At 37.3% G+C, this 26,586-nt stretch carries 20 protein-coding genes and 1 riboswitch; of the genes, 9 read left to right on the top strand and 11 right to left on the bottom strand.

What is annotated here, in order from left to right; translation table 11 throughout:
* Positions 1–538: 538 nt before the first annotated feature.
* Both opuD and JFT89_RS30510 read left to right on the top strand, forming a co-directional pair.
* Positions 539–2,053: a glycine betaine transporter OpuD gene (opuD, locus tag JFT89_RS17290; protein WP_016096519.1), complete on the top strand. Its 1,515-nt coding sequence runs from the start codon at positions 539–541 to the stop codon at positions 2,051–2,053.
* 306 nt (positions 2,054–2,359) lie between these two features.
* A complete protein-coding gene (locus JFT89_RS30510; protein ID WP_002068447.1) occupies positions 2,360–2,494 on the top strand; it encodes a hypothetical protein in 135 nt (44 codons plus the stop codon).
* A 155-nt stretch (positions 2,495–2,649) separates the two neighbouring features.
* Here the strand turns inward: JFT89_RS30510 and JFT89_RS17285 are convergent, their stop codons facing one another.
* From JFT89_RS17285 to JFT89_RS17260, 6 genes are all read right to left on the bottom strand, one after another.
* Positions 2,650–3,951 carry a glycosyltransferase family 2 protein gene (locus JFT89_RS17285; RefSeq protein ID WP_002166440.1) on the bottom strand — a complete coding sequence of 434 codons (1,302 nt, stop codon included), beginning with the start codon at positions 3,949–3,951 and terminating at the stop codon, positions 2,650–2,652.
* A complete protein-coding gene (locus tag JFT89_RS17280) occupies positions 3,948–4,703 on the bottom strand; it encodes a diguanylate cyclase domain-containing protein (protein WP_033707303.1) in 756 nt (251 codons plus the stop codon). The genes JFT89_RS17285 and JFT89_RS17280 overlap by 4 nt, the downstream gene beginning before the upstream one ends.
* 263 nt (positions 4,704–4,966) lie before the next feature.
* Complete coding sequence (locus tag JFT89_RS17275; RefSeq protein WP_002068456.1) at positions 4,967–6,178, bottom strand: NupC/NupG family nucleoside CNT transporter; 1,212 nt, start codon at positions 6,176–6,178, stop codon at positions 4,967–4,969.
* A gap of 362 nt (positions 6,179–6,540) precedes the next feature.
* Positions 6,541–8,304, bottom strand: a complete 1,764-nt coding sequence (locus JFT89_RS17270; protein WP_002068457.1) for a C40 family peptidase — start codon at positions 8,302–8,304, stop codon at positions 6,541–6,543.
* Between the two features lie 211 nt (positions 8,305–8,515).
* Positions 8,516–9,400 (bottom strand): D-amino-acid transaminase, encoded by an 885-nt coding sequence (locus tag JFT89_RS17265; RefSeq protein WP_002016184.1) that lies wholly within the window; start codon positions 9,398–9,400, stop codon positions 8,516–8,518.
* A 574-nt stretch (positions 9,401–9,974) separates the two neighbouring features.
* The gene (locus JFT89_RS17260) at positions 9,975–11,903 is read right to left on the bottom strand and encodes an LTA synthase family protein (RefSeq protein ID WP_002068388.1); all 1,929 of its coding nucleotides are present in this window, start codon (positions 11,901–11,903) and stop codon (positions 9,975–9,977) included.
* Positions 11,904–12,453: 550 nt separating this feature from the next.
* Here JFT89_RS17260 and JFT89_RS17255 point away from each other — a divergent pair.
* Entirely contained in the window at positions 12,454–12,819 is a 366-nt protein-coding gene (locus JFT89_RS17255) for a YkvA family protein (RefSeq protein ID WP_002016186.1), read from the top strand.
* A gap of 50 nt (positions 12,820–12,869) precedes the next feature.
* Positions 12,870–13,361: a metal-binding protein gene (locus JFT89_RS17250; RefSeq protein ID WP_002089644.1), complete on the top strand. Its 492-nt coding sequence runs from the start codon at positions 12,870–12,872 to the stop codon at positions 13,359–13,361.
* A gap of 177 nt (positions 13,362–13,538) precedes the next feature.
* Here the strand turns inward: JFT89_RS17250 and JFT89_RS17245 are convergent, their stop codons facing one another.
* A complete protein-coding gene (locus tag JFT89_RS17245) occupies positions 13,539–13,856 on the bottom strand; it encodes a magnetosome magnetite crystal formation protein family (protein WP_002016181.1) in 318 nt (105 codons plus the stop codon).
* A gap of 287 nt (positions 13,857–14,143) precedes the next feature.
* Between JFT89_RS17245 and lldP the strand changes: the two genes are divergently transcribed.
* Together lldP and thiC are read left to right on the top strand one after the other, a co-directional pair.
* On the top strand, positions 14,144–15,805 hold the full coding sequence (lldP, locus tag JFT89_RS17240) for an L-lactate permease (RefSeq protein WP_002068338.1): 1,662 nt from the start codon (positions 14,144–14,146) through the stop codon (positions 15,803–15,805).
* 71 nt (positions 15,806–15,876) lie between these two features.
* Positions 15,877–15,992, top strand: a riboswitch (TPP riboswitch).
* Positions 15,993–16,105: 113 nt separating this feature from the next.
* Positions 16,106–17,866: a phosphomethylpyrimidine synthase ThiC gene (gene thiC / locus JFT89_RS17235; protein WP_002068339.1), complete on the top strand. Its 1,761-nt coding sequence runs from the start codon at positions 16,106–16,108 to the stop codon at positions 17,864–17,866.
* A 98-nt stretch (positions 17,867–17,964) separates the two neighbouring features.
* Here thiC and JFT89_RS17230 read toward each other — a convergent pair whose 3' ends face one another.
* The 3 genes from JFT89_RS17230 to cydA form a co-directional block, all read right to left on the bottom strand.
* Complete coding sequence (locus JFT89_RS17230; protein ID WP_002068340.1) at positions 17,965–19,323, bottom strand: arsenic transporter; 1,359 nt, start codon at positions 19,321–19,323, stop codon at positions 17,965–17,967.
* Between the two features lie 219 nt (positions 19,324–19,542).
* A complete protein-coding gene (locus tag JFT89_RS17225; RefSeq protein WP_002089640.1) occupies positions 19,543–20,568 on the bottom strand; it encodes a cytochrome d ubiquinol oxidase subunit II in 1,026 nt (341 codons plus the stop codon).
* Entirely contained in the window at positions 20,561–21,916 is a 1,356-nt protein-coding gene (gene cydA, locus JFT89_RS17220; protein WP_002068341.1) for a cytochrome ubiquinol oxidase subunit I, read from the bottom strand. The genes JFT89_RS17225 and cydA overlap by 8 nt, the downstream gene beginning before the upstream one ends.
* Positions 21,917–22,168: 252 nt before the next feature.
* Between cydA and JFT89_RS17215 the strand changes: the two genes are divergently transcribed.
* A complete protein-coding gene (locus JFT89_RS17215; protein ID WP_002016173.1) occupies positions 22,169–22,318 on the top strand; it encodes a hypothetical protein in 150 nt (49 codons plus the stop codon).
* A gap of 89 nt (positions 22,319–22,407) precedes the next feature.
* Positions 22,408–23,493, top strand: a complete 1,086-nt coding sequence (locus JFT89_RS17210; protein ID WP_033707293.1) for a hypothetical protein — start codon at positions 22,408–22,410, stop codon at positions 23,491–23,493.
* 67 nt (positions 23,494–23,560) lie between these two features.
* Here JFT89_RS17210 and JFT89_RS17205 read toward each other — a convergent pair whose 3' ends face one another.
* Positions 23,561–24,445, bottom strand: a complete 885-nt coding sequence (locus JFT89_RS17205) for a LysR family transcriptional regulator (protein ID WP_201040391.1) — start codon at positions 24,443–24,445, stop codon at positions 23,561–23,563.
* Positions 24,446–24,580: 135 nt separating this feature from the next.
* On the opposite strand from JFT89_RS17205, the gene JFT89_RS17200 reads away from it, so the two are divergent.
* Positions 24,581–26,581: a YhgE/Pip family protein gene (locus JFT89_RS17200; protein WP_201040390.1), complete on the top strand. Its 2,001-nt coding sequence runs from the start codon at positions 24,581–24,583 to the stop codon at positions 26,579–26,581.
* Positions 26,582–26,586 lie beyond the last annotated feature (5 nt).

Here is a 26,586-nt window from a genome sequence, read left to right as displayed (position 1 = left end):
TTTCATTCCATATAATTAGTAGGTTTCTAGTTATATTCAAAATATTTAATACAACATATTTTTTTCGGCGTAAATAAAAATATTACAGGTGTGTTACATAATGATTACTATACAGTTACATTCCTTGAGTATTTTACCGTTTTATGGGTAATATAGTTATATAAACATAAACATCTCGTTTGTGAAGTTATAAACACGCGCTATATACTAGCAAAAAACCGCATAATTGTTACAAGAAGAAAGGGTTGTAAAGAATAAATCTGCCCTTTTTTAAAACTGTAACACATCCTTTTTTGGGAAAATCTCTTCCCATCCGCATTTTTCTCACACAATTTGACAGTAGTATTCCAATCTTGTAGCTCTTGCAGAGTGAAAAGGTTGTACGGAAGGTAAGGCTGTCCATAAGAACTCTAATTGGTGAAGGCAAACTTGAGAGAGCCGAAAGAAAATCACCACAAAAAACTATGGTTTTCTATCCGATTTAACACATCGGAATTTATGATATTTACAAGAAATGAAACATACGAAGGGGGATTTGATGAGGAAACTGACGAAAACATTTATTGTCTCATTAACATTATGTATTACATTTACACTTTGGGGGATTATTCCCGAATCTATTATTGGAAAAGGTAGCTTAGGAAATGTAACGACTGTAATTCAGGCTGCGTTAGTTAGTAAGTTTGGATGGTTCTATATTATTTCCGTTTCTATTTTCTTAGGAATTGCTATTTTCTTAATTGTTTCTAAGTACGGTTCGATTCGTTTAGGTAAAGATGATGATGAACCTGATTATAGTTATATGACATGGTTTGCTATGTTATTTAGTGCCGGTATGGGAATCGGTTTGGTTTTCTGGGGCGTTGCAGAACCGTTGAATCATTTATACACACCTCCGTTTGGAGAGGGTGCGACTGAAGAGAGTGCACGTCTTGCACTTCGCTTCTCATTTTTCCATTGGGGATTACATCCATGGGGATTATATGCACTTGTAGCATTATGTATTGCGTATTTTACATTTAGAAAAGGAAGAGCAAGTACAATTAGTGCGACAGTGGGTCCGCTATTTAAAGGCGGTGAACATGGCCGTATTGCCCATATGTTTGATGTTCTAGCTGTATTTGCAACAGTATTTGGTGTGGCGACATCATTAGGACTTGGGGCAAAGCAAATTGCGGGTGGTGTTAGTTATTTAACATCCATTCCAAACTCATTACCGACACAGCTAGTAATCATCGGAATTGTAACTGTTCTTTATATGCTATCTGCGCAAACGGGACTCGATAAAGGAATTAAATATTTAAGTAATGCGAATATTATTTTAGCGTTTGCACTTATGATAATTGTATTATTTGCAGGTCCAACAAACTTTATTATGAATTATTTCACTTCAACAATCGGTTCATACATTCAAGAATTGCCAAGTATGAGTTTCCGTTTAAGTCCATTAAATGAAGGCGGAAATCAATGGATTCAGTCATGGACAATTTTCTACTGGGCATGGTGGATTGCATGGTCACCATTCGTAGGTACGTTTATTGCTCGTGTGTCACGCGGGCGTACAATTCGTGAATTTGTTGTTGGTGTGTTACTCGTACCAACAGTAATTGGTGCGCTTTGGTTCTCTGTTTTCGGAGGAACAGGTATTCACATGGAGCTATTTGATGATGCAAATATATATGGACAAATTAAAGAAATGGGCACAGAAGTAGGATTGTTTGCGATGTTAGACCAAATGGGTAGTATGGGACCGGCTTTATGTGTGTTAGCCATTTTACTTATTTCAACATTCTTTATTACATCGGCAGACTCTGCTACGTTTGTTCTAGCGATGTTAACGACACATGGTAGCTTAAACCCACCAAATCGTATTAAAATGGTTTGGGGTATTGTTCTAGCGGCGTTAGCCTCGATCTTATTGTATGTCGGAGGATTAGAGGCGCTGCAAACTGCGTCGATTATTGCGGCCTTCCCGTTCGTATTTGTTATTTTCTTTATGATTGCAGCACTATTTAAAGAGTTGCAAAAAGAAGGACGTATGAAACAACATTAATAATGGAAGAAAAAAATTCTGTATATATAAATAGTATTAGGACTGTCGAATGTCGGCAGTCCTTTTTCACTGTTCTATACTATTGTAGGAAAAGCATTACTTTGTTGCGGAATACTATAGATATCAGAAATTTAAAAAGAAAAATCGATATAGTTCGACAATATCCGATATTTTACACATTATATTCATATTTTTGACAAAAATATGTCGGAAATGTGTTGTTACTTTTATGTATATGTGCTATATTATTTCCTGTAAGCGATTTCAAATAGTTTTAAAGCGCATTCAAGGGGGACAACTAGAATAATGAAACGTTACGAAAGAAAGTGGAAGCATATTTGTTTGAAACGTGTGGCACATCGAAATGCCCAAGAAAGCACGGAACCAAAGACTGAAACTCGTAAAGAGCATCAAGAGAAGCAATTGGTTCTACAAAAATAGCAATCACTTTTTCGTATATAAATGAAGGTCGATCGTTCGTTGGGGGATGGACGTGAAATAACTTTCAGCTAAGGGGTATTGTCTGATATATATAGTATTACGGTAAAAAATAAGCACAGAGCATACGGCGCTCTGTGCTTATTTTTTAATGAAATCTATTTTTCTTTTTTAAATCGTACTGTTTTATCCCAACCAATTACTTGTTTCTTGCTCTTTGCACGTAAGTAAAGAATGAGACTGCGAATAAACAAATACGTAAAGAGCTGTGCGTACGTAAAGTACATAATGACGCTTATGAAAATATTGGTCGGTGTAAAGGTTCGTTCGACGCTCTGGGCACTAAATAATTGAGAAACATATGTAATATATGCGACATACCACATAAATAGTAATGGAATGCTATATTGAATTTGGAATATGCCGAGCAGTCCAATTATAAACCAAACGTTTGAAATGATTAGGAATAGCCAAAATACGACATACACTAAAACTTGTTGTAAGGAATGGACGAGAAGTTTCCCTTTAAAAAAGCTTAATGAAGAAAACATTTTTTCTAAAATGTATAAGTTTCCTTGAAGCCAACGTGTCCGCTGTTTTATAAGAATTTTTAAATGTTCAGGTTCTTGTTCCCATGTAATCGATTCCGGGACGATTGGTAAGAGATAGCCCTTTTGGGTAATTCTTAATGTTAATTCAGCATCCTCTGCAATTGCATAAGGATCATAGCCGCCAAGTTCTTCTAATGCGGAACGACGAAGAAGCATGTTTGTTCCGGTTAGTGAACCTGTTTGGAATAATAGCCAGCGTCCAGATTGCATAAGGAGCTGGAAAATCTGAAATTCTAATGAAATCATTCGTGTAAGCCAGTTTCTTTTCTCATTTACTGTACGAACGTGTCCAACTGCTCCAACGGCATCCTTTGTTGTTTCAGCATGTTCTACGAGCATTCGCAGTGCATGTGGTTCAGGTTGATTATCTGCATCGTAAACACAGAAATATTCACCATCCGAAATGCTAAGGCCGTAGTTTAATACACGCGATTTTCCTTTCGGTTCGCCAGGTGGTACACGAATGTGATGAATATGAGCATAAGCTTTGTCGAAATCATCTCCAATTTCAGGTGTTTCATCTTGAGAGTTATCGTTTAATAAATAAACGTTTAGTTTGCCTGGGTATTCAATCTTTGCCATTGCTTCTAATGTATCTTTAATAACAACCCCTTCATTATGGGCAGGTATTAAAATATCTACACTTGGATAATGTTCTAGCGTACGATCTTTTCGTTTACTATTTCGATGAATTAAGCCCGCAATTGTTAAGAAAGAGTAATAAACGAGTAAAGCAGAGAATAGAAAGGCGGTAAAAATCAATACATATTTAATTGAAAATGTGATGCTGATCCAGAAAACGAGTACGCAGAACAGAAGGAATAAAAGGAGTATAACGAGTGTCATCATAATAATGTCGGTCCTTTGTTTCCAATTTGCTCTCGTGAAATTTTCATGTCTTGGATTGCCTCATTAGCAAGCCATTGCTCCATTTTTGGCTTTAGGCGGTTCATTACAATATCAGCACCGGCTTCATTTGTGTTTTGTAGTAAAATAACCAGTGTATTGCTGTCGTATTCAGCAGCAAGGTCAAAGTCATTCCTTACCGTTTCAACTAATAATGAAGCTACATGATCCATGACACTTTCCTTCGTATATTTACTAAAGGAAGTGAAATCAAAGAAAATGATAATGCCTGTTTCATTACGACGATTCATCGCAGTTGTTAATAAAGCTTGTCGTCTTTCGAATTCTTGTCTTGTTAATAATTTTGATTCTCCAATGTATTGCTCAAGCACTCTCACTCGTTCAGTTAACTCTTTATTTTTAAGGATAACCTTTTTTAATAGATGGGTTGAAATATAAACAATGAAGAAGTTAGCTGCCATCAGGAAGTGGGTAATAATATATTCCCATTGATCTGATGTACTCCATAAGTGAAGCCACGCTTGATAAAATAAATAGAATACTGAAATGATTGTTCCCAGTATGAAGAAAATAAATGCTGTTTTATCAGCTAAAAATAGGAATAGTACATTTATGATGACATATATAATTGTAAAAATGAGCGCGTGCTCATATTTCGTCACATGTACAGTAGTAAAATAAAATAAAATTTGTAAAATCCACATAGAGAGGACTTTATAAGACTTATCTTTCACGAAACTTTCCTCCTTACAGATAATTCGTGCTGGATATTTGTAGTATGCACAATTATTAAGAAATGGACCATGTAGCTGGAAGTTTTTTGGGGCGAGATACATCAAGTAGTATCCTTCTTGTACAAGAAAAAATAAACAGACATACATACTAATTATTGTAACATATTGTCTATATATCTAGACATAAAGGATTTAATATATATAAAAATTATGTTTATACTATATAAAAAAGCCTCCTTTTTAAAAAGGAGGCTTTCATGAATTTATAGGAACATCATACCTGCAACTGCTGCGTTTAAGAAGTTCGCTAGTGTACCAGCGATAACTGCTTTAATCCCTAATTGTGCAATTTGTTTACGGCGAGTAGGAGCTAACGTTCCTGTTACACCTAATTGAATTGCGATAGAAGAGAAGTTTGCAAAACCACAGATTGCAAATGTTAAAATCATATTTGTTTTTGCAGAGAACTCTGCCATGTGTGGTCCTAAGTTTGCGTATGCAACGAATTCGTTGATTGCAAGTTTTTGACCGATAAAGCTTGCTGCTTGGATAGCTTCACCTGGAGAAACCCCGATTAAGATTGCAAATGGTGATAATAAGTAACCGAAGATTAAATCAAGGCTAAGTTTAATATCGAACCAAGAACCAACCAATCCTAATAAGCCATTTAATAAAGCGATTAATGCAATGAAGGCCATTAGCATTGCAGCTACGTTAATAACAAGTTGTATACCTTCAGATGCACCGCGTGCAGCTGCATCGATAACGTTTGCGTCTTCACGCTCTGTTGAAAGTTGAACATTATTATCTACTTTTTCTGTTTCTGGCATAATTAGTTTTGCAATTAATAAACTTGATGGAGCTGCCATAATTGCTGCTGCTAATAAATGTTCTAATGGAATTCCCATTGCTGCATATCCGACAAGAACTGATCCGGCAACAGCTGTCATACCACTTACCATAATAGTGAAGAATTCACTGTTAGTTAAACGTGCTAAGTATGGTTTAATTAAAATTGGTGCTTCTGTTTGTCCTAAAAATACAGTTGTTACTGCATTTAAGCTTTCTGCCTTAGAAGTTCCAAGAAGTTTACTTAATGCACCACCAACGATACTAACAAATTTCTGCATAATACCTAAGTAATATAAGATTGCAACTAATGAACTAATAAATACAATTGGAAGTAGTGCTTGAATAACGAAAACAAATCCCCAAGGGCCTTTTGCGTTGACTAAATCCCCAGCAACGAACCTAATTCCCTCGTAAGAAAAATTAATTAATCCTTGAACGCCGTCAGCAGCAACTTTTAAGCCTGCTTTTCCAGCATCCCATCGCAATACGATAAATGAAAATGTCATTTGTAATGCTAGCGCGATTAAAATTGTGCGCCAATTAATAGCTTTGCGGTTAGAAGATAGTAAGAAAGCAATTGCTAATACTCCAATCACGCCGCCAATTCCCCATAAAACATTCATGCAGTGTATGCTCCTTCCTCATAGTAAAAAAGTGTATAAACCAGTTGTCTATACTTTTGCGAATATAACATCTTAAGTAACTTATCATAATGGACATCGGAGGTCAAACGTCTAACGAAAAGTTTAAATAAAAAGAAAATTCTTTGAAAAAACACATATAAAATGAATAGACATGAAATAGGTTATGTTTTTTGTTGAAATATATTCATTATGATAACGTTTTGGGCAATTTCAATAGAATATAGTGTATGAAATAGGAGAATGAACGCATAATTTTTTCGTAGAGAGAATGAAAGGGGATTACTATGTTGAGTCTTTTAAAAAGAGCCTTCTAGTAAACTAGAAGGCTCTGAAACTATAACTTAAGGTGCTTTCGTATACCCTAAGAAATGGCTTTTCCAATAAGAGTTGTTTAATGAAGCGATTGCTACACCTTTATCTCCGGATTGGATGAATGATCCCCCGCCAAGGTAGATACCCATGTGAGAAGGACCTGCTTTATAAGTATCTTTGAAATAAATTAAGTCTCCAGGTTGTGGACTTGAAGTTTGTGGTAAGCTGCTCCAATATCCAGCAACACTTTGGCGGCTAATGTTATGACCAAATTTCTTAAATACGTGGTAGATGTAACCACTGCAGTCAACACCATTAGCAGAAGTACCGCCCCAAACGTATGGTACGCCTTGCATAGATTTCGCGTATGCAAGTAGAGAAGAACTGTCACCGCTATTATTAGTATTATTATTGTTGTTATTATTTTGATTGTTATTTTGGTTGTCGTTAGGCTTATTATCTACTGCGCCACCAACTGGTGTTTTAGATAGGAAACGTGTTCCGATGTAACCAGTTTGACCGTTGTAGTTAATTTTGCTCCATCCAGAGTTTTCAGAGATTACTTGAACCTTCTGTCCTTGTGGAAGTGCGCCTATGATTCTATAATTTGTACCTTCGCCGCTACGTACATTTAGTGCAGAAGCATTAATGTAGTAGTCGCCAATTGCACCTTGATCAGGTTGTTTTGGCTGTTCAGGCTGTTTCGGTTGTTCAGGAGTAGCTGTGCCACCTTTAACGAATTTTACAAATTCGCTACTAACATAGCCTGTTTTTCCTTGGTAGTTTACTTTAAACCAGCCGTTTTCAGATCCAACTACGTTTAATGTTGTACCATTTAACACGCCGCCAATTACACTATGGTAAGCAGCAGGGCCTGTACGAACACGTAGAGATGTTGCGTTAACAACGTAAGTACCACCAGTTTGAACAGTTACATTATTGTTTTGTTCTGGCTTATTATTTTGCTCTTGGTTGTTACCTTGAGTGACGTTTTCGTTAGAACCGCCTTTTGTTACGTAGTCTTTGCTTAAGTAAGCTGTTTGTCCTGCGTAATTGATTTTGAACCAATCTTGAACTTCGCCTACAACTTGTACTACTTGTCCTTGTTTAACAGAACCTACAGTTGGATGAGAAGTGCTAGGACCTGTACGAACGCGAAGGGAAGATACATTTACTGTATAGTTTCCACTTGCTGGTTGAACAGTTGCTTCATTGTTACTATTGTTGTTATTGCTTGTAGAGCCAGTATTTGAAGAAGCGCCTGATACAAATTGGCTACTAACATAACCAGTTTGTCCATTATGGTTGATTTTCACCCAACCATTTTCTTCTCCAATTACGTTTAAAGTTTGTCCTTCATATACACGTCCTGAAACAGAACTAGAAGTGTTAGGAGCTGTACGTACACGTAATACATCAGCAGTAACTTTATTGTTTCCACCTGTACTTACATTGTTATTCGTTGCTCCGTTTTTTGATACAAACTCGCCACTAACAAAACCAGTTTGTCCATTAACGTTAATTTTGAACCAACCATTTTCTTCTCCAATTACGTTTAATGATTGACCATTATAAACGCGAGAGATGACGTCGTGAGAAGTACTTGATCCTGCACGAACGTGTAGTACGCTAGCATTCACCGTATATGATGAATTGTTTGATGCGGAAGCTTGGACAGTTTGTGTAGCAGCTTTTTGTGTATTTTGTTCAGGGGCAGCTTGAACGCTATCAAGTGTAGGGGCTGCTCCTCCTGCTACAGACACTGCCGCAAGACCGGCAAGGTATTTTTTCATAATTTGTCGATTCCTTTCTGTCTGTAATGTAGTGAAGAAATATTTACCAACTGTTAAAAATTCTAAAGAGCATGTCGATTACTGTCAAGACTTATGTGGTAATCTGAATATGACAAAAAGGTTACAAAAAAAAAATCAAGGTATAAATCTGCACCTTGATTTCCATTTAAATACATATATTTGATGTGGAAAATGAGAAGATTATTCGTATTTAGGAAGATGTGCTGTTGGATTTTAAAAGGCTTTGAGAAAATGACCTTTGTAGTAATTTGGTGATAGGGCCAACTTGACCATCTTGAATCGCAGTTCCATCGAGATGGGTCATCGGTAAAATTTCAATAGTCGTTCCCGTAAAGAAGCATTCATCTGCTTGATAAACATCGCGAACGCTGAAAAGCTCTTCCTTTACAGGAAGTTGAAGAGTGTTAGCTAAAGAAAGGACGTACTGACGAATAATGCCGTTTAAAATAAGGTGATTGGCTGGATGCGTATACAGTGTTCCGTTTTTTATAAGAAAGAAGTTAGAGTGGCTACCTTCAGTTACAATACCATTTCGTACGAGAAGTGCTTCTTTACAACCTTTGCGTTCAGCTTTCGTATAAGCTAATACATTTGGTAATAAATTTAACGATTTAATATCACAGCGGAGCCAGCGTGTATCAGGTTCTGATATAGCACGTACACCGTATTCAATCCATAAAGATGGTCTTTCTTTTTTTGAAATATAAGCATAGATTGTCGGAGATATGTCATATGAAAATGCATGTGCTCGAGCTTGTACACCACGAGATACTTGTAAGTAAATTGTTCCGTCTTCGTGGAAATTATTGTTTTCAATTAATTTGTAGAGTAAGATGATGAGTTCGGCTTTTGAGAAAGGAAGTGATAATTCTATTTCTTCAAGGGATCGATATAATCTTGTTAAATGTGGGTCTAATAAGTGAAAGTTTCCGTTATAAAGGCGAATAACTTCATAGACGCCATCACCAAATTGTAAACCTCTTTCTTCAAGTTCTATGTACGCGCGATGTTTTGTTGTATCAATAACTGCATCATTCCATAGTACAAATCTTTCGTATGCCAATTTTCGTCCCATCCTTTCGTTAGTACATGAATAAAAATCACTATAGTAATTTTTATGTAAGCAATTCTCTACATATGACGTATATGTATTTGTAAATCACAGAGAAGTAGTGGTGATTTATCCTGCATTAACTGCCCGTAAACGCCCGATTGGTGAGGGCTAATAATCAGTGGGGGATGAACAAAACACCCACTGATTAAAGTTTCACTTTATAGCATTTTGTATATACAAATTCGGAAATGAGAAATAAGAATCCTGCTTTTTGAAAAAAAAAAGCAACATTCGTATGGAATGCTGCACAAGGAGGGTAGCTATCATTCATAGGGACATCGTCTTTAAATGTTTCATTTATGCAAATGAAACATTTGGAAAGACAATTATAAGAAAGTTGAAAACAAATGATGCACACATTTCTCTAAGGGATCCTATTGAAGATGAGAGATAAGAAATATGTGGAACCTTGTTTACATATTTTATTATAAAGATGTTTCGTTAATGTGGTGTAAATATTAGGTGAAGGTTATGTAATTTTAAAGTTAATGAATAGGAGAGGAAGGATAGCAGAAAATAAAAAAAGAGGCTGAGATTACTCAGCGCTCTTCTTTTCTTCTTTAATAGCTGTCTTTACTTCACCAGTTTTGATCTTGTTACTTTCAGAGAAGCGAAGTAAGTCACCTTCAATGATTTTGTCAGACATGTTCAATTCATTTTGGGCACGATCAATTAGTGGTTGAGATTCTTCTTTCGGTAATTGCACAACTTCGCCAGTAGTACGGTCGTAGAATGTACTGTTCGTGTACATGTACTTATCTGTAACGAAGCTACCGTCACGAAGAACAACGAATCCTTTATTTTCTGGTGAGAATACATCATGACCGAATTGAATTTGATTCGTAGAATCTACACCAAGTAAGTTTAGAATTGTTGGCTTAATGTCAATTTCACCAGTTGGTTTTGAAATTGTTTTACCTTCTTTTTGACCTGGAACGTGAATAAACATCGGTGTTTTTTGTAAGTTCATATGGTCAAATGTAGTGATTTCTTCTTTTCCTAAGAACTGTGCCATTGCACGGTTATGGTTTTCAGAAATACCATAGTGATCACCGTAGAATACGATAACTGAGTTGTCGTAAATACCCTCTGCTTTTAGACGCTCAATAAAGTGTTTCATTGCTTCGTCTAAATAGCGAGCAGTTACCATGTAACGGTCAAATACGCCATCACCAGAATTGTATTCATCGATTAATTTCGTACTGTCATCATAAGTGAATGGGTAATGGTTTGTTAAAGTAAGGAAGCGAGTATAGAACGGTTGCTTCACTTGTTTTAACATATCGATAGATTGATCGAAGTATTCGATATCTTTTAATCCCCAATTTAATTTTGTTTCTGGCGTAATTTTGTAGTCAAGCTCGTTGTAGTAACGATCATAACCAAGTGCCGGATACATAATGTTACGGTTCCAGAACGTTGCGTTATTCGCGTGGAATACTGATGTGTGATATCCTTGCTGACGCAAAATTTCTGGAGTTGCTGTATATTCGTTGTTACCGTGTGTGAAGAATACGGCACCACGGTCTAGTGGATACATTGAAGTATCTACTAAGAATTCAGCATCAGACGTTTTACCTTGCCCAGTTTGATGGAAGAAGTTATCGAAGTAATAACTTTCTTTCGCAAATTGGTTTAGGAATGGTGTAACTTCTTGTCCGTTAACTTGCGCACCAATTAAGAATGTTTGTAATGATTCAAGAGAGACAATAATTACGTTTTTCCCTTTTGCAGTACCAAACATATTTGGATCTGGTTTACTTTGTGTTGTTTTCACGTAGTTTTCTGTTTCTTGTAATTTACTACCATCAGCAAACGCTTTTTGTGAACTTGATTTTGCTTGTAAGCCAAGATCGTATGCTTGGTGTACATATAATCCTAAGTTTTTAACAAGCATAACGCGGTCGAATGAACGTGTTAATAGTTCTGGACGTTCAGCTTCTGCAAACCCTAGGTTTACGCAGAAAATGGCAACCGTTGACACGAAGTATAGGGAACGCATCGGACGCGCTACACGTTCTGTCGGTGCAAAATCTTTCTTCTTCTTCAATAGAACGAAGAATACGATAATATCCGCAAATGCAAGGATGATTTTGTAGTTAAATAATTCTTTCACACTAGAGCCTAAACTTCCGAAATTAGACGTTTGTCCTAGTACTGGTAAAGTAACGAAGTCATTGTAGAATCCGTAGAACATTACGTTACCAACAAGAATGAACGTTAAGATAAAGTTAATTCCTAGTGCTATATAGTTACGTTTTTTCCCTTTTGCAAATAATGCAAGACCCACAAACAGTAATGATGCTGCTAATGGACTAATGAATAAAATGAATTCTTGCATGAAAGATTCAAGTTTTAAATCGAAGCTAGTGCGTGTAATGATGTAGGATTTTAGCCATACGGCCAAAGCTACGAATAAAGTAAAACGCACATTTTGAAATTGTGATTTCATAGTTTCTTTCATTCATTTCCACCCTTTCTCTATCAGGCTTGGTCGATTTTGGAGCGAAAAATGTTAAAATAAAAAATACATAGTTTTATTGGCCATAATTAGAGTTTCTATATTCACCCATATACGACTTTAACTATGCATACCCTTTTTGGTTTCTTGTGCTGCTCATAAGCATAACGTCATTTCTGTATTATACAACAAAATTCATTTCTGAGAAACACTATAACATTTTACATTTTTTGTATGTGATTTGTCACTACCAGAGAAAACTTTAACATTCGTTTATATGCCCGTCAACTAGAAAATATAACAAAAATAGAAAAGAATGTTAAGCGGAATTGAAAGTTTTTTGGTTGAGAAATATGGAATAGAAATCTTTAAGTGGTTGTCTAGAAAACTATTATATGAAGGAAAATATGAAAAAATTAACGAACACTTGTTCTTTTTGGTTTTGTTTGTTACAATGAAATTTCATTGATAGATTATGTGTAATTTTGATGAACTTTTACTGATAACATAACATATTGTAGCTTATTTCTTTTGAAAATAGGGAGGCTTTTGAATGAAACAAAAATTTTCAGTTGAAGCGTTTTGGAAGAAAATAAAACATGTTGCGAAGCAGGCAGGGCAGTCGGTAATCTATGCGAGTTTATTGTTGTTTTACGTTTTGCAAAGACCGGATGTTCCAAAACGAGTGAAAATTATTGTCATCGGAGCACTTGCTTATTTCATTGCACCGATTGATGCAATCCCAGATTTCATTGCTGGAGTCGGTTATACGGATGATTTAGGTGCGTTAATGGCCGCACTATTACAAGCATCGATATACGTAAATGAAGATGTGAAAGATAAGGCACGAGTGAAGTTGGCAGAATGGTTTGGTTCGGATATAGACACATCATTTATCGATCAAAAATTAGATCAATAGGTGAGAACTGTCATAGGATGACAGGGCGAACGTAAGCGAGGAAGTGCATTATGCCATCAGGAAGAACGCATACGAAAATAAACTTAATATCCCTTCCGGTTGTTTTGTTTATGCTCTTTTCGTATGGATTAACAAGTTTTGATTTTTTATTAACTTTTGCAATTGGCTTTTTAGTAGGTACTTCATTTCTAACACCGGATTTAGATACGTACAGTAATGCGTATAATAAATGGGGATTCCTCCGCATTTTTTGGTATCCATATAGGAGCGTAATGCCCCATCGTTCCTTCTTCACACATACGATTATAATTGGTGATATTATTCGTATTGCATACATGTTAATCGTGTTTTCTCCGTTTTTATTCCTATTAAATATAATCGCATTCGGTGGAAATTTAATAGAAATTGCGAAGGAACACGAGGTTGAAATTGTAACGTTTGTAATGGGGATTGTTGTGGCGAGTACGCTCCACATTATAGCGGATAAAGCGAATACGCGCCGAAAGAAAATGATGAGAAAAAAGAAGAAACGCAGAAGATAAAAAAACCGTCCCAAAAGGTATTTTGGGACGGTTTTTTTGTTATTAATAGGTAGGTTATTCTTGTCGTATTTTGTAGTTAAGTCGATATTCCTTGTCGAATCGCCGATAAAATTTCATTTACGATCATGCGACATCAATTTTTGGACAGTTCCTTTTTAATCAAACGTTTGTTTAAAACTAAGCTTTCAGTACCTTAATACCTTTCACGATATTCCAAATAAAGTAGTATAAGCTAATGATCCCGCAAATACATAAGACGATGATTGCTCCAATTCCAAGTGTTACGTCTGGTTGATCAGATCCGATGCCCATAATTCCTAAAATAACTAATCCAATAAATGTTGCGATACTTGGAATAATGTGTGTCCATAGAGCACGTTTTGCATGTGGTTTCGTTTCAGAATCGCCCACAATCCACACGATAATAGGGAATAAGATAGGCGCAAATAATACACTAAAGTATGATAAAGCTGCTAATATTTTGTTTCCGTTCATATATATCACCTCATAAGTAATGTTCGTTGTTATACCTTTAGTATGCAGTAGATTTGGTGAGCTTCCTATCGATTAACATTACAAGAACGTGACGTTTTTGTAAGATTTTCTGTTTTAAATGATGAAATTTTCAAAAAAATCTTTTTAAATGAAAATTGTTGTGATAAAATTATTGAAAACGTTTTCTTAAACGTTTTATATTTTTTAGACTTAAAGGTATGATGACCCGATAGTCTATTGATAAGGTTATTTTTATTTAAAAGGGGATTCTTTAGGGGGAGAGAACAATGAACACATGGACACAAGTTTACGATCCGTTCGGTAACATTTGGATTTCGGCAGCAGTTGCACTTATTCCAATCATCTTTTTTTTCTTAGCATTAGCAGTTTTCCGCATGAAGGGGTATGTGGCAGGATTTATTACAGTTGTATTAACGATTTTGGTGGCGCTATTTGCGTATAAAATGCCATTCACAATGGCAATGGCAGCGACCGGATACGGTTTCTTATACGGGTTATGGCCGATTGCGTGGATTATCATTATGTCAGTATTTTTATATAAAATTTCTGTGAAAACAGGTCAATTTGATGTCATTCGTGCATCTGTATTATCAATTACGAATGACCATCGTTTACTCGTTATTTTAATCGGGTTTTCATTTGGAGCATTTTTGGAAGGGGCAGCAGGATTTGGTGCACCAGTAGCCATTACGGCAGCGCTTCTGGCAGGCCTTGGGCTAAATCCTTTATATGCAGCAGGTCTTTGTTTAATCGCAAATACTGCACCAGTAGCGTTCGGAGCGATGGGGATTCCGATTACAGTTGCTGGACAAGTAACAGGCATTGATCCGCATAAAATTGGACAAATGGCTGGGCATCAATTACCGTTTTTATCTTTATTTGTTCCGTTCTTTATCGTATTTTTAATGGATGGCTTTAAAGGAGTAAAACAAACGTGGCCTGCTTTATTTGTAGCGGGTAGTTCATTTGCAATTACACAGTTTATTACAGCGACGTTTTTAGGGCCAGAACTTCCTGATATTACGTCAGCACTTGTAAGTTTAGTAAGTTTATCGTTATTCTTAAAAGTTTGGCAGCCGAAAGAAATTTATCAGTCTAAAGAAGCGAATAGTGAAGTAGCAGCAACGACGACGGCGACATCTATGCCGAAATTAACGGTAGGAAAAGTAGTAAAAGCATGGTCTCCGTTCATTATTTTAACTGTGATGGTAGTCATTTGGAGCCAAAGTTTCTTTAAAGCATTATTCGCTCCGGGCGGCGCTTTAGAAAGTCTCGTATTTAAATTTGAAGTTCCAAGCTTGCACAATTTAGTAATGAAAGCAGAGCCTATTGTAAATAAACCAACACCTTATGAAGCAATCTTGAAATTAGATATTTTATCAGCGACTGGAACAGCAATTTTAATTGCTTGTATCATTTCTATCTTTATTTTAAAAATGAGTGCAAAAGATGCAGTAGCAACATTTAAAGAAACGTTAAATGAACTAAAAATGCCAATTCTATCTATTGGATTCGTATTAGGATTCGCATTTATCGCAAACTATTCTGGTCTATCTTCTACATTAGCGTTAGCACTTGCAGGAACTGGCGGATTATTCCCGTTCTTCTCACCATTCTTAGGATGGATTGGCGTATTCTTAACAGGATCAGATACGTCAGCGAACGCACTGTTCTCGAATTTACAAGCAATTACAGCGCAGCAAGTCGGTGTATCTGAAGTGCTTCTTGTTGCAGCAAATACAACGGGCGGTGTAACAGGTAAAATGATTTCTCCGCAATCAATTGCGATTGCTTGTGCGGCAGTTGGACTTGCTGGGAAAGAGTCAGATTTGTTCCGCTTTACATTGAAGCATAGTTTATTCTTCGTTACTATTGTTGGGATTATGACGTATGTGCAGGCTTATTATTTAACTTGGATGATTCCGTAAACAACAAAAGAAATAACCTTTGCATTTTTCAGATTAACGTGTATACTTGGAAAGTATTGAAAATTAAATCAGTGATAAACTAGGGGTGCCTAACGTATGCGTAGGCTGAGAGAGAAGCGTGTGAACTTCTTAACCCTTTGGACCTGATCTGGCTCGTACCAGCGTAGGGAAGTTAACGGCTTTACATAATGATGTCTTTATGAGCCAGGTCCTTATTCTTTTATGGACCTGGCTCTTTTTATTTTGGCATGCGCTGGCCATATCTCGTCCTTGTCACGAACAGGGGGGGCAACAAAGGTTATGAAACAGTCTGTTTCAGCTGAGCAAATTGAATTGAAATCGAGTTTACCAGGAAGTAAGAAAGTGTATGTGGATGGAACACGTGAAGGTATGAAAGTACCAATGCGCGAGATTGAACAAAGCGATACGAACGGTGTTCAAAATCCGCCAATCCGTGTGTATGATACGAGTGGACCTTATACAGATCCAGAGTATAAAGTGGAGCTGGAAAAAGGGTTGCAGGCGCCGCGCCACTCTTGGACCTTGGGGCGTGGTGATGTGGAAGCTTATGAAGGACGCGAAATTAAACCTGAGGATGACGGTGTGAAAGTGGCTTCAAAACATACACCTGTTTTCCCGCAAATGGATCGTAAGCCGCTTAGAGCGAAGCAAGGTGCAAATGTTTCGCAAATGCATTATGCGCGTAATGGCATTATTACGTCTGAGATGGAATATGTTGCGATTCGTGAAGGGGTAGAGCCTGAATTTGTTCGTAAGGAGATTGCAGAAGGTCGTGCGATTTTGCCGGCGAACATTAACCATCCTGAAGCGGAACCGATGATAATTGGACGTAATTTTCACGTGAAGGTAAATGCAAATATCGGAAACTCTGCTGTATCGTCTTCTATTGCAGAAGAAGTAGAGAAGATGACGTGGGCGACTCGCTGGGGTGCAGATACGATTATGGATTTATCTACAGGTAAAAACATTCATACAACACGTGAGTGGATTATTCGTAATGCTCCGGTACCAGTTGGAACTGTGCCAATTTATCAAGCGCTTGAAAAAGTAAACGGAATTGCAGAAGATTTAACGTGGGAAGTATATCGTGATACGTTAATTGAGCAGGCGGAGCAAGGCGTTGATTACTTCACGATTCACGCTGGTGTATTACTTCGTTACATTCCAATTACTGCAAAGCGTATGACAGGTATTGTTTCGCGCGGTGGTTCGATTATGGCGCAGTGGTGTTTATTCCATCATAAAGAAAACTTCCTATATACTCACTTTGAAGAGATTTGTGAAATTATGAAGCAGTACGATGTTTCGTTTTCTCTTGGAGATGGATTACGTCCAGGTTCTATTGCAGATGCAAATGACGAAGCGCAGTTTTCTGAGCTTGAGACACTTGGTGAATTAACAAAAATCGCTTGGAAACATGATGTGCAAGTTATGATTGAAGGACCTGGGCATGTACCGATGCATTTAATTAAAGAAAATATGGAGAAAGAACTTGATATTTGTCAGGGTGCGCCGTTCTATACACTTGGGCCGTTAACGACAGATATTGCACCAGGTTATGATCATATTACTTCAGCGATTGGTGCTGCGATGATCGGCTGGTTTGGAACGGCGATGCTTTGCTATGTAACCCCGAAAGAACATTTAGGTTTACCGAACAAAGATGATGTTCGCGAAGGGGTTATTACGTACAAAATCGCTGCGCATGCAGCCGATCTTGCGAAAGGGCATAAAACGGCTCATCAGCGTGATGATGCACTTTCAAAAGCACGATTTGAATTCCGTTGGCGCGACCAATTTAATTTATCTTTAGATCCTGAACGCGCGATGGAGTACCATGATGAAACGTTGCCAGCAGAAGGGGCGAAAACAGCGCATTTCTGTTCAATGTGTGGCCCAAAGTTTTGTAGTATGAGAATTTCACATGATATTCGTGAATATGCGAAAGAAAATGACTTAGAAACGACAGAAGCAATTGAAAAAGGAATGAAAGAGAAAGCGGTAGAATTCAAAGAAACTGGTAGTCACTTATATCAATAACACGTTACACCTCTTTACTTGATTGATCACACTGTACCTAACTTAAATATAGAAGAAGCCCCCTTTGCTAAGACGGTAGCAAAGGGGGCTTCTGTCGTCTATAAGGTGAAGAATAATTGTACCCAGTAGTATAAGAGGAATAATGTGACGACTGTTGTGAGTGGGATTACGATGAGAGATACGCTTAAATAATCTTTCCATTTCACTTTAATTTTGTTTTGTCTTAAGATATACATCCAAATGAGGGAAGCTAGTGTACCGATTGGTAATAATAGTGAACCGATGTCACTACCGATGATATTTGCGAGATAGATAGTTTTTAATGTGACTGGATCTAGTCCCATTTCTGTTAATGTGATTGTACCAATCATAAGTGCAGGGTGGTTATTGAAGACGTTAGAGAGGAGGGAAACGAGTCCGCCCATTGCAAAGCTGGCATAGAGTAGATGCTGACTTACAACTGGTTCGAGCCAACTTACAAGTGCCGCTGTTAACCCTGCGTTATGAAGCCCGTAAATAATTACATACATAGAGAAAGCGAAAATTAAAATGTGCCACGGTGTCTTTTTTAAAATATCGACTGGGTTTGTTCGTAAGTAGTACCATCTCCAGATGAGAAGAACGAGTGAACCGAGTACGGCAACGATTTCGATTGGAATCGATAAGAAGGATGCAACGAATAGAAGACAGCGCATAAGGAAGACGAAGCCTAATACTTTTAACATGAATTTCGTACGTTTTTGTTTCGTATTAACAGAATTTTGTCCTTTTAACGGATGGAAGTTTTTCGTGAAGAAAATTTCTTCAATATCATATGAAGAAACAGGTAATCTTTCTGGAAGTTTTTTCTTTAAAACTGTATACATGAGCCATGACATAAACAGTAGTCCTAGTGTTGCAGGTACAAACATCATAGCTGTATGCATATAAAGAGTCATGTGGACGATATTTAATGCAATTAAGTTTACAATATTACTTACACCGATTGGTGCACTAGATGCAGTGGCGATTAAAGCACCGCTTAATAAATAAGGGATTTGTTGATGAGGTTTTAATTGAAGGTTTTTCAGAAGTAAAATTAAAATCGGTGTTGTAATTAAAATACTACCGTCATTATTAAATAAAAGAGTCATAAGAAAACAAAGTAATTGAATGTACCAGTATAGGCGTCGTCCGGAACCTTTCGCTAAATTTGCGAGTTTTGCTGCGGACCAGTGGAAGAAGCCGAAGCTTTCTAATATAACCGCCATAACGATGGTCGCTAATATCGTTATAGAGGCACCGCCGATTTTACTTATAATGTCCATGACGTCTGGTTTTGATACAAGTCCAGTAATGAGGATAATGCTAGCACCGATTGCTGCCGGCCACGCCTCATTTAAACCGCGAGGTCGCCAAAAGATAACAATCATCGTTAAGAAGAATACAATAATAGTAATCCATATTTCAATGCTCATATTTAACCTACCTTTCTATTTTCCCTTGAACAAATGTAGCTTGTCTCAAGTTTATATAGCATTATATTCAAAAGAAAATAAGAAGAACTAGGCATCTACCTTAATCTAGTGAATATGTGTATTTTGAGCAATAAGGCAAGTATAAGGAGTAGTGTAATAACTATTAGGAGAGGAGTCTAATAAATTAGGGGCATTCTATGTGTGAATGCCCCTAATTTACTATTTTTCCTTTAAAAATGTTCGATCTTTTAAGAATAAATTCCAGAAGAAAATAAATCCTGGTAGTAAAATTGCAATCCCGATTGCGTAAAGAATAAGAAGTGCATAGAATGTTTCGACCGTCGTAAAGCTTGTAAATACAGTTACGTCCGGGTAAATGATATAAGGTAAATGGGCGACGCCGTAAGCGTAGCTTGCAAATGCATATTGAGCGACGACAGCTAAAACTGCAATGCGAGGAAAGCCTAGTGTGCCATATTTCTTATTTGTCCACCAAAGGGAAGAGTATCCGATAACAAATAAAATGATAGAGACTGTAAACCATGGGAATTGCTTTATTAGTCCTTGCATAAGCCAGTGTGTTTCAGGGTCCATTACAACGAGAGCGATAATAGCAGTCACGAGCGTTGCAGGACCAAGTATGATGGCATTTCTTCTATAAATTCGGTACGTATCTTCAGAACCTTGTTCCCTAGCAAAGTCAGCAAGAAAGAGAGATGATAGAAATAGTTCCGAAGTTAGTCCGAAGAGCATATAACAATAAATAACGGGACTAGAAAGAAGCTTTCCGTAAAGGAGCACTTCTTTTCCTTCAGACATCGTAATATAGGCACCTTCTGTAACTGGCAGAACGGTAATTAATAGAGCTGGGATTAAGAGCCCGGTAATACCTGAAATAATCCGAAGAAGGTGTTGGTATTTTGGCAGGGAGTAAGCAAATACCATAAATGTACTACGAATCGCAACGAGTACTAAAATTAACATAACTGGTACAAACATAACGGTTGCAAGGGTAAAGGCCGCTTTTGGGAAGAAACCGAGAAAAGCAACGACGACAAAGACAAGAAACGTATTTGTTACTTCCCAAGTTGGTGATAAGTACCGATTAGCAAGCTTGGCAGCAAGCGTCGGGTGTTTAGCGTATACCATGCCCCAAAAACCAGCTCCAAAATCAATAGACCCTAGTATGCTATATACGAAAATAAGAGCCCATAAGATGATGATTGCAATGCTTTCCTCATGCACGAGAATCGCCTCCTTCGTGATGTAAATCATTCTTTAACGGATGTTTCTTAAAGAATGTCCGTAGTACAAAGACTGTTAAAATACCGAGTCCGATATATAAAATGATGAATAAAACAAATAAAGGACCGACGAAATCAGCGCGCGTAGAAGCATCTACCGTGCGTTGCATGCCATAAATTGTCCATGGCTGACGACCACTACAACTAAAAATCCATCCGAATTCAATACCGAGCAACATAACGGGTCCACAGGCGGCAGCTCCCCAAAGAAGCCACTTCGGTAACTCTACTCCTTTTTTTCGGTAAACAAAGTACCAATATAAGAGGGCAATAGCTGCAACTGCAAAGGTAAAGGCAGCGGTGCCGACCATTAAATTGAACAGTGTATGTGTGTAAAATGGTGGCCATGTTTCTTGCGGGAATTCCTTTAGACCTTTTACAACGGTGTTAGGGTCTAGTCCCACTAATAAGCTAAGCATGTTCGGAATTTCAAGGGCATAGTTTAGTTCAAGTGTGTTAGGGTCCACAACCCCGCCAATCGATAAAGGTGCGTGTGATGTCGTTTCAAACAAAGCTTCAGCAGATGCTAGTTTTTCAGGTGAATGTTTATGTAAGGCAATAGCAGATTCGTGTCCTGAAAGCCACATCGTAGCACCTGTGATAAATGTAACGACAAGCCCTAATAGTAATCCTTTTTTATGGTAAGCAATTTCACGAGTGCTTAAATTTTTCTTTAATAATTTAAATCCAGCGATAGAAGCGATAACAGCTGCTCCAGTTGTATAGGCCGTAATAACGACGTGGAATGCACTTGTGCCAAAGCTCGGATTAAAGAAAGCTTTCCATGGATCAACGTTGAAAACTGAGCCATCTGGATTCATTGAAAAGCCCGCAGGTGTATTCATCCATGTGTTTGCCGATGTAATAAGCACGGCAGATGCAGTGGCGCCAATCATAACGAAAAATAGTGAGATTAATCTCATAACTGGAGGCAGTTTATCAGCCGCATATACGTAAATAGACATGAATAAAGCCTCTAAAAAGAAGGCGAAAATCTCAATTTGAAATGGAACGGAAATAACTTGCCCAACAATTTTGGCGAAACCAGGCCAAAGAAGTGAAATTTGTACACCAACAATTGTTCCAGTAGGAATTGCTACGCCGAGAAGGATAGCAAAAGCCTTTGTCCATCTTTTTGCCATAATGGCATAGTCGGAATCTTTCTTCCAGTGATAGAGTATTTCACTTATAAAAATCATTAAAGAAAGCCCGACTCCAAGCGTTGCAAAGATAATGTGGAATGCTAATGAAGAACCAAAAAATGCCCTTGCTAATGTTACGGTATCCATATGTATACTCCTCTTCTTTTTGCCATTATTTTCTGATTGAATTGGAAAATTTATTCAAAAAACTTCCAAAAACATATATGTATTTAAAAAATGAGTACGGTAATATAGCGTTTAAATATTCCGAAAAGAAAGAAAATGATATTTAGTAATATTTTATTTGTTTTTTAGGGCTGAATCTTTTATAATTTTTTATGCGAACGTAAGTTCCGTTTCCGGGATGAAGAAGTTTATGTGAAATGGAGAGGGTGTTTTATGTATCCTGAAGTCATTAAAAAGATGGCATTTTCAAGAGAGCATAGAGATTTATTATTAAAGTTGTATAATAAAGAAATTACGCGTCGTGAATATGATCGACTTGTGGAATCGCTATATAGACCTTCTAAAGAGGCTTGCGAAGGATAAGGTGGGAGAGACAATCTAAAGGATTGTCTTTTTTATATTTGCGTATGTTCTGGTAAAATTAAGGTCAGCCTTAAAAGGAGGTGAAAAGCTTGCGAAAACGTTTATATATAGGGATTGGGGTTATTCTCTTAATCGCTTTAGGTGGAGTTGTATTTTGGTCAGCTTTACAAGGAAATCGTACCGAGTATTTTATTTTACGACATATGGTGAATGAAAATGGAACACTTGCAACGTATCGCTTAGAGGATACAAAGGCAGGTAAGGGTGAAGCGAAGGGCCGTGAAGCTTTATCAGAATCTGCAGGGTTATGGCTACAATATACACTTGATAAAGATGATCAAGCTTTATTTGATGAACAAGTGAAGGTTATTCAAAATAACTTTGTACACAAGGATCGCATCGTTATATGGAAAATCTCTGAAAAGGGAGAAATGCAGTCAGCTACTAATGCACTTATCGATGATCTTCGTATTATAGAACAATTATATCGTGCTTATGAAATGTATAAGGAAGATCGCTATAAAAACCTTGCAGATCAATTGAGTGATTCTGTACTTCGTTATAATAAAAAAGGTAATTATTACGCTGATTATTACGATGCAGATACAGGAAAACAAAATAACTTTGCAACAACATCTTACATAAATCCGCATGCATTCTCTTATATGAAAAAGTATGGAAGAATTTCTGCACAGCAGTATCAGGAAGTTGTTCAGTTTTTAGCGGATTATCCAAGGCAGGGCTGGGCATTCCCGAAAGAGTATAAAGATGATGGGACATTTACGTACGATAAAGAAGTGAATCTTATTGATCAATCATACGTTGCTTATCATCGTAGTTTAGGCGGTCTTTCATCAGATGCTTATTTGGAATTTATAAAGAAGAAATTTCGCGAAGACGAAAAGTTATATGGTCGTTATAACTTAGAAACGGGAAAACAAGCTGTGAACTATGAATCACCAGCATCTTACGGATTAACAATTTTGTACGTACTACAAACAGGTGATACAAAGTTTGCGAAGGAATTGTATGAGCGGATGACTACATTCCGAAATGATAATGTATTTAGTAGATATTATGGTGGATATGTAACAGGTGAGAATAATAATACACATATTTTCGATAACGTATTGCCGCTTTTAGCGGAAATGGAATTGGATAAGAGTAAAAAATAGAAGGTGCCACCCTATGGGGATGGTACCTTTTATTTGTGTCGTTACTTGTTTGTAAAGCGATATAATTTTACGCCCTAATATTGGAGAAGTAATCAATCACGAATTCACGAAATTGCTGGGCGGTGTTTGATAAATAGCGCTTCTTCGACCAACTTAAGCCGATAGTTCGTTCGCAATTAGGTTCAATAATACGTAACTTATTTGATGCTAAAGTAGAGTTTTTTAATAAAGTTAAACTTGGGACAAAGGCGATGCCAAGACCTTGCTTAATGAGATCGCTAATCACGGTTGGTTCATCTACTTCAAAAGCGATATGTGGAGTGAAACCAGCTTTTTTACAAAATTCATCTGTTAAGTACCGAAATCCGTAACCAGTGTTCATACTAATAAACGATTCGTCTTTTACTTCATGCAAATAGATACTTTCGCGGTTTGATAACCGATGTCCTGAAGGAACAGCTAAGAAAATTTCTTCTGTGATAAGTGGTTCCCAAACCATTTCCTCGCCTTCAATTGGTACAGAGGAGATACAAAAATCAATTTCCATATTATCTAGTTGCCGCTTCATAGAAGGAGTAGATGCGAGAAATTGTTGGAATCGAACGTTAGGATGTTCTAGTAAAAAAGAACCGAGTAACTCGGGTAATATTCTTGGAATAGAAACTGCAAGTGTAATAGAGCTTTGTTGTAATTCAGCTAAATCTTTAATTTCGCGTTCCCCTTCACTTAATTCATGAAAAATGCGTTCTACTCGTTTTAAAAATACTTTGCCGAAAGAGTTTAATGTAATCTGTCGACCTTGGCGATCAAATAAGGGGACGCCTAAGTCCTTTTCTAGTCTAGCGATTGTTTTACTGAGTGAAGGCTGCGCGATATGCAATTCTTCAGCTGCTTTTGTCATATGTTCTAGTCGTGCGACTGTCTGAAAGTATTTTAATTGAAGAAGTTCCACTTCGAATCTCCTTTCTATAGACCAAAAGGAATGAATTGATAATTAAAGATGTATTATACAGTATGGAAAGTGACGTGTATAGTAAATCTGTTAAACCATTCGAAGGGTGTTAAATTAGGAGAAGGAGTATGTTTCATGAAGGGAATTCAACTTATATTTAAAGATTGGAAGGCGATGTGGAACCATAAACATGGACGTATCGCTTTAATTTTTTTATTAATCGTTCCTTTAATTTATTCAGGATTCTTCTTAGCTGGATATTGGGATCCGTACGGGAAATTAGATAAATTACCTGTTGCGGTTGTTAATTTAGATAAGGGTGCTGTGATGGATGAAAAAACAATCCATGCTGGAGACGATTTTGTTGAAAATTTAAAAGAGAATAAGGAATTGGCGTTTCATTTCGTATCAGAAAAAGATGCTGATGAAGGGCTAAAAGAAGATAAGTATTATATGGTGGTTACGATTCCGGAGGAGTTCTCTAAAAAGGTAAGTACACTAATGGATGAGAAACCAGAGCCGGCGAGGCTGCAGTACAAAGTAAATCCAGGGAAAAACTTTGTAGCAGCTCAAATTGGAACGACAGCTGTTGAAAATATGAAAACAAAAATTTCAAATAGTATTACGAAATCTTATACAGAAGGTGTCTTTTCAAAGTTTCAAGATTTGGCACAAGGGTTGAGTGATGCAAGAAATGGCGCTGAGAAGTTGCACGAAGGAACGACGGATGCAAAAAATGGGGCGAATCAGCTTGCAGAGGGTATTCATCGTTTAAATGATGGAACAGTGAAGTTAAAAGAAGGAAGTGATAAGCTTGCCTCTAGTCAATCGGCCTTAACTGGGGGAGCAAATGAGCTTAGTCAGGGAGCGACATCACTTCATAATGGTATGGAGCTGCTAGCACAGGGTGAGAAGTCTTTACAATCAGGAGTTAGTGAATTAAGTGCTGGTACAAATGAATGGGTGAACGGAAGTGAGAAACTTGCTGAAGGGCAAGTGAAAGCGGACAATGCAGCAAATAGTGTAAAACAACAATTAGAAGAGTACGTGAAAAGTCATCCAGAAGTGCAGCAAGATCCTGCTTTTCAAAAGATCATTGCTACTTCTAACGGATTAGCTAAAGCAACAAACACTTTAAGTAATAGCCAACAACAATTGACACAAGGTGCGCGGAAGCTTACTGATGGTCAGCATAAGATTGAGGAAAGCATGAATACATTCGGAGTTAAGTTAAACGAAGCTACCGCTGGAACGAAAAAGATAGCAGATGGTACTTCGAATTTAGCTGATGGATTTACGAAGTGGGGAAATGGATTTACATCATTACAAGAAGGTGTAAATCGCCTTGCGAGTGGCGGAACAGAGCTGAATCAGGGTGCTGATAAGTTAACGAACGGACTTGTTAAACTTGACGATGGTGCGAAAGAACTTTCTACGAAATTGGGAGAGGGCGCAGAGAAGATAGCGGATGTTCGCAATGATGATGCACGCAATACGATGTTCTCAGAGCCGGTTCAATTAGTGAAGTCGACAGTTTCTGATGTGCCTAACTACGGTTCAGGTATTGCACCATACTTTTTATCACTGGCATTTTATGTTGGCGGAATTATGGCATCGAATATTTTACCTCTTGGCCGTAGACAAAATATGAAGGTAAGCGGAACAGTACATTTTATTAATAAACTAGGATTGGTATATTTAATTGGACTTATTCAAGCATTACTTGTGGATGTGGTTGTGCTAGGAGTTATGAAATTAGAAGTTTCAAGTGTGCCACTCTTTGTTTTATCAAGTATTGTTATTTCCTTTACGTTCATGACATTTATTCTTATGTTAGTAACGGTATTTGGTCTTGTTGGAAAGTTCGCAGCGGTAACACTTCTCGTTCTTCAATTAGCGACGAGCGGGGGGACTTTCCCAGGAGAGTTAAATATAGCTGTTCTTAGCAAAATTGGACAGTTTCTCCCAATGTCTCATTCTCTTAGAGGGTTACAAGATGTTATCTCTTTAGGAGATTGGTCGCAATTACGAATGCAAATTTTAATTTTATTATGCTATCTCGTTGTCGCTGGTGGAATCACATGGGTTACGAGTCATATACAGCATAAGGAAACGAATGCAGAGCAAGTTTCTTAATAAAA

Origin of the sequence: Bacillus sp. TH25 (genome assembly GCF_016650935.1) — a bacterium.
Taxonomy (GTDB): domain Bacteria; phylum Bacillota; class Bacilli; order Bacillales; family Bacillaceae_G; genus Bacillus_A; species Bacillus_A mycoides.
This window is presented reverse-complemented; position numbering and strand designations above follow the sequence as displayed.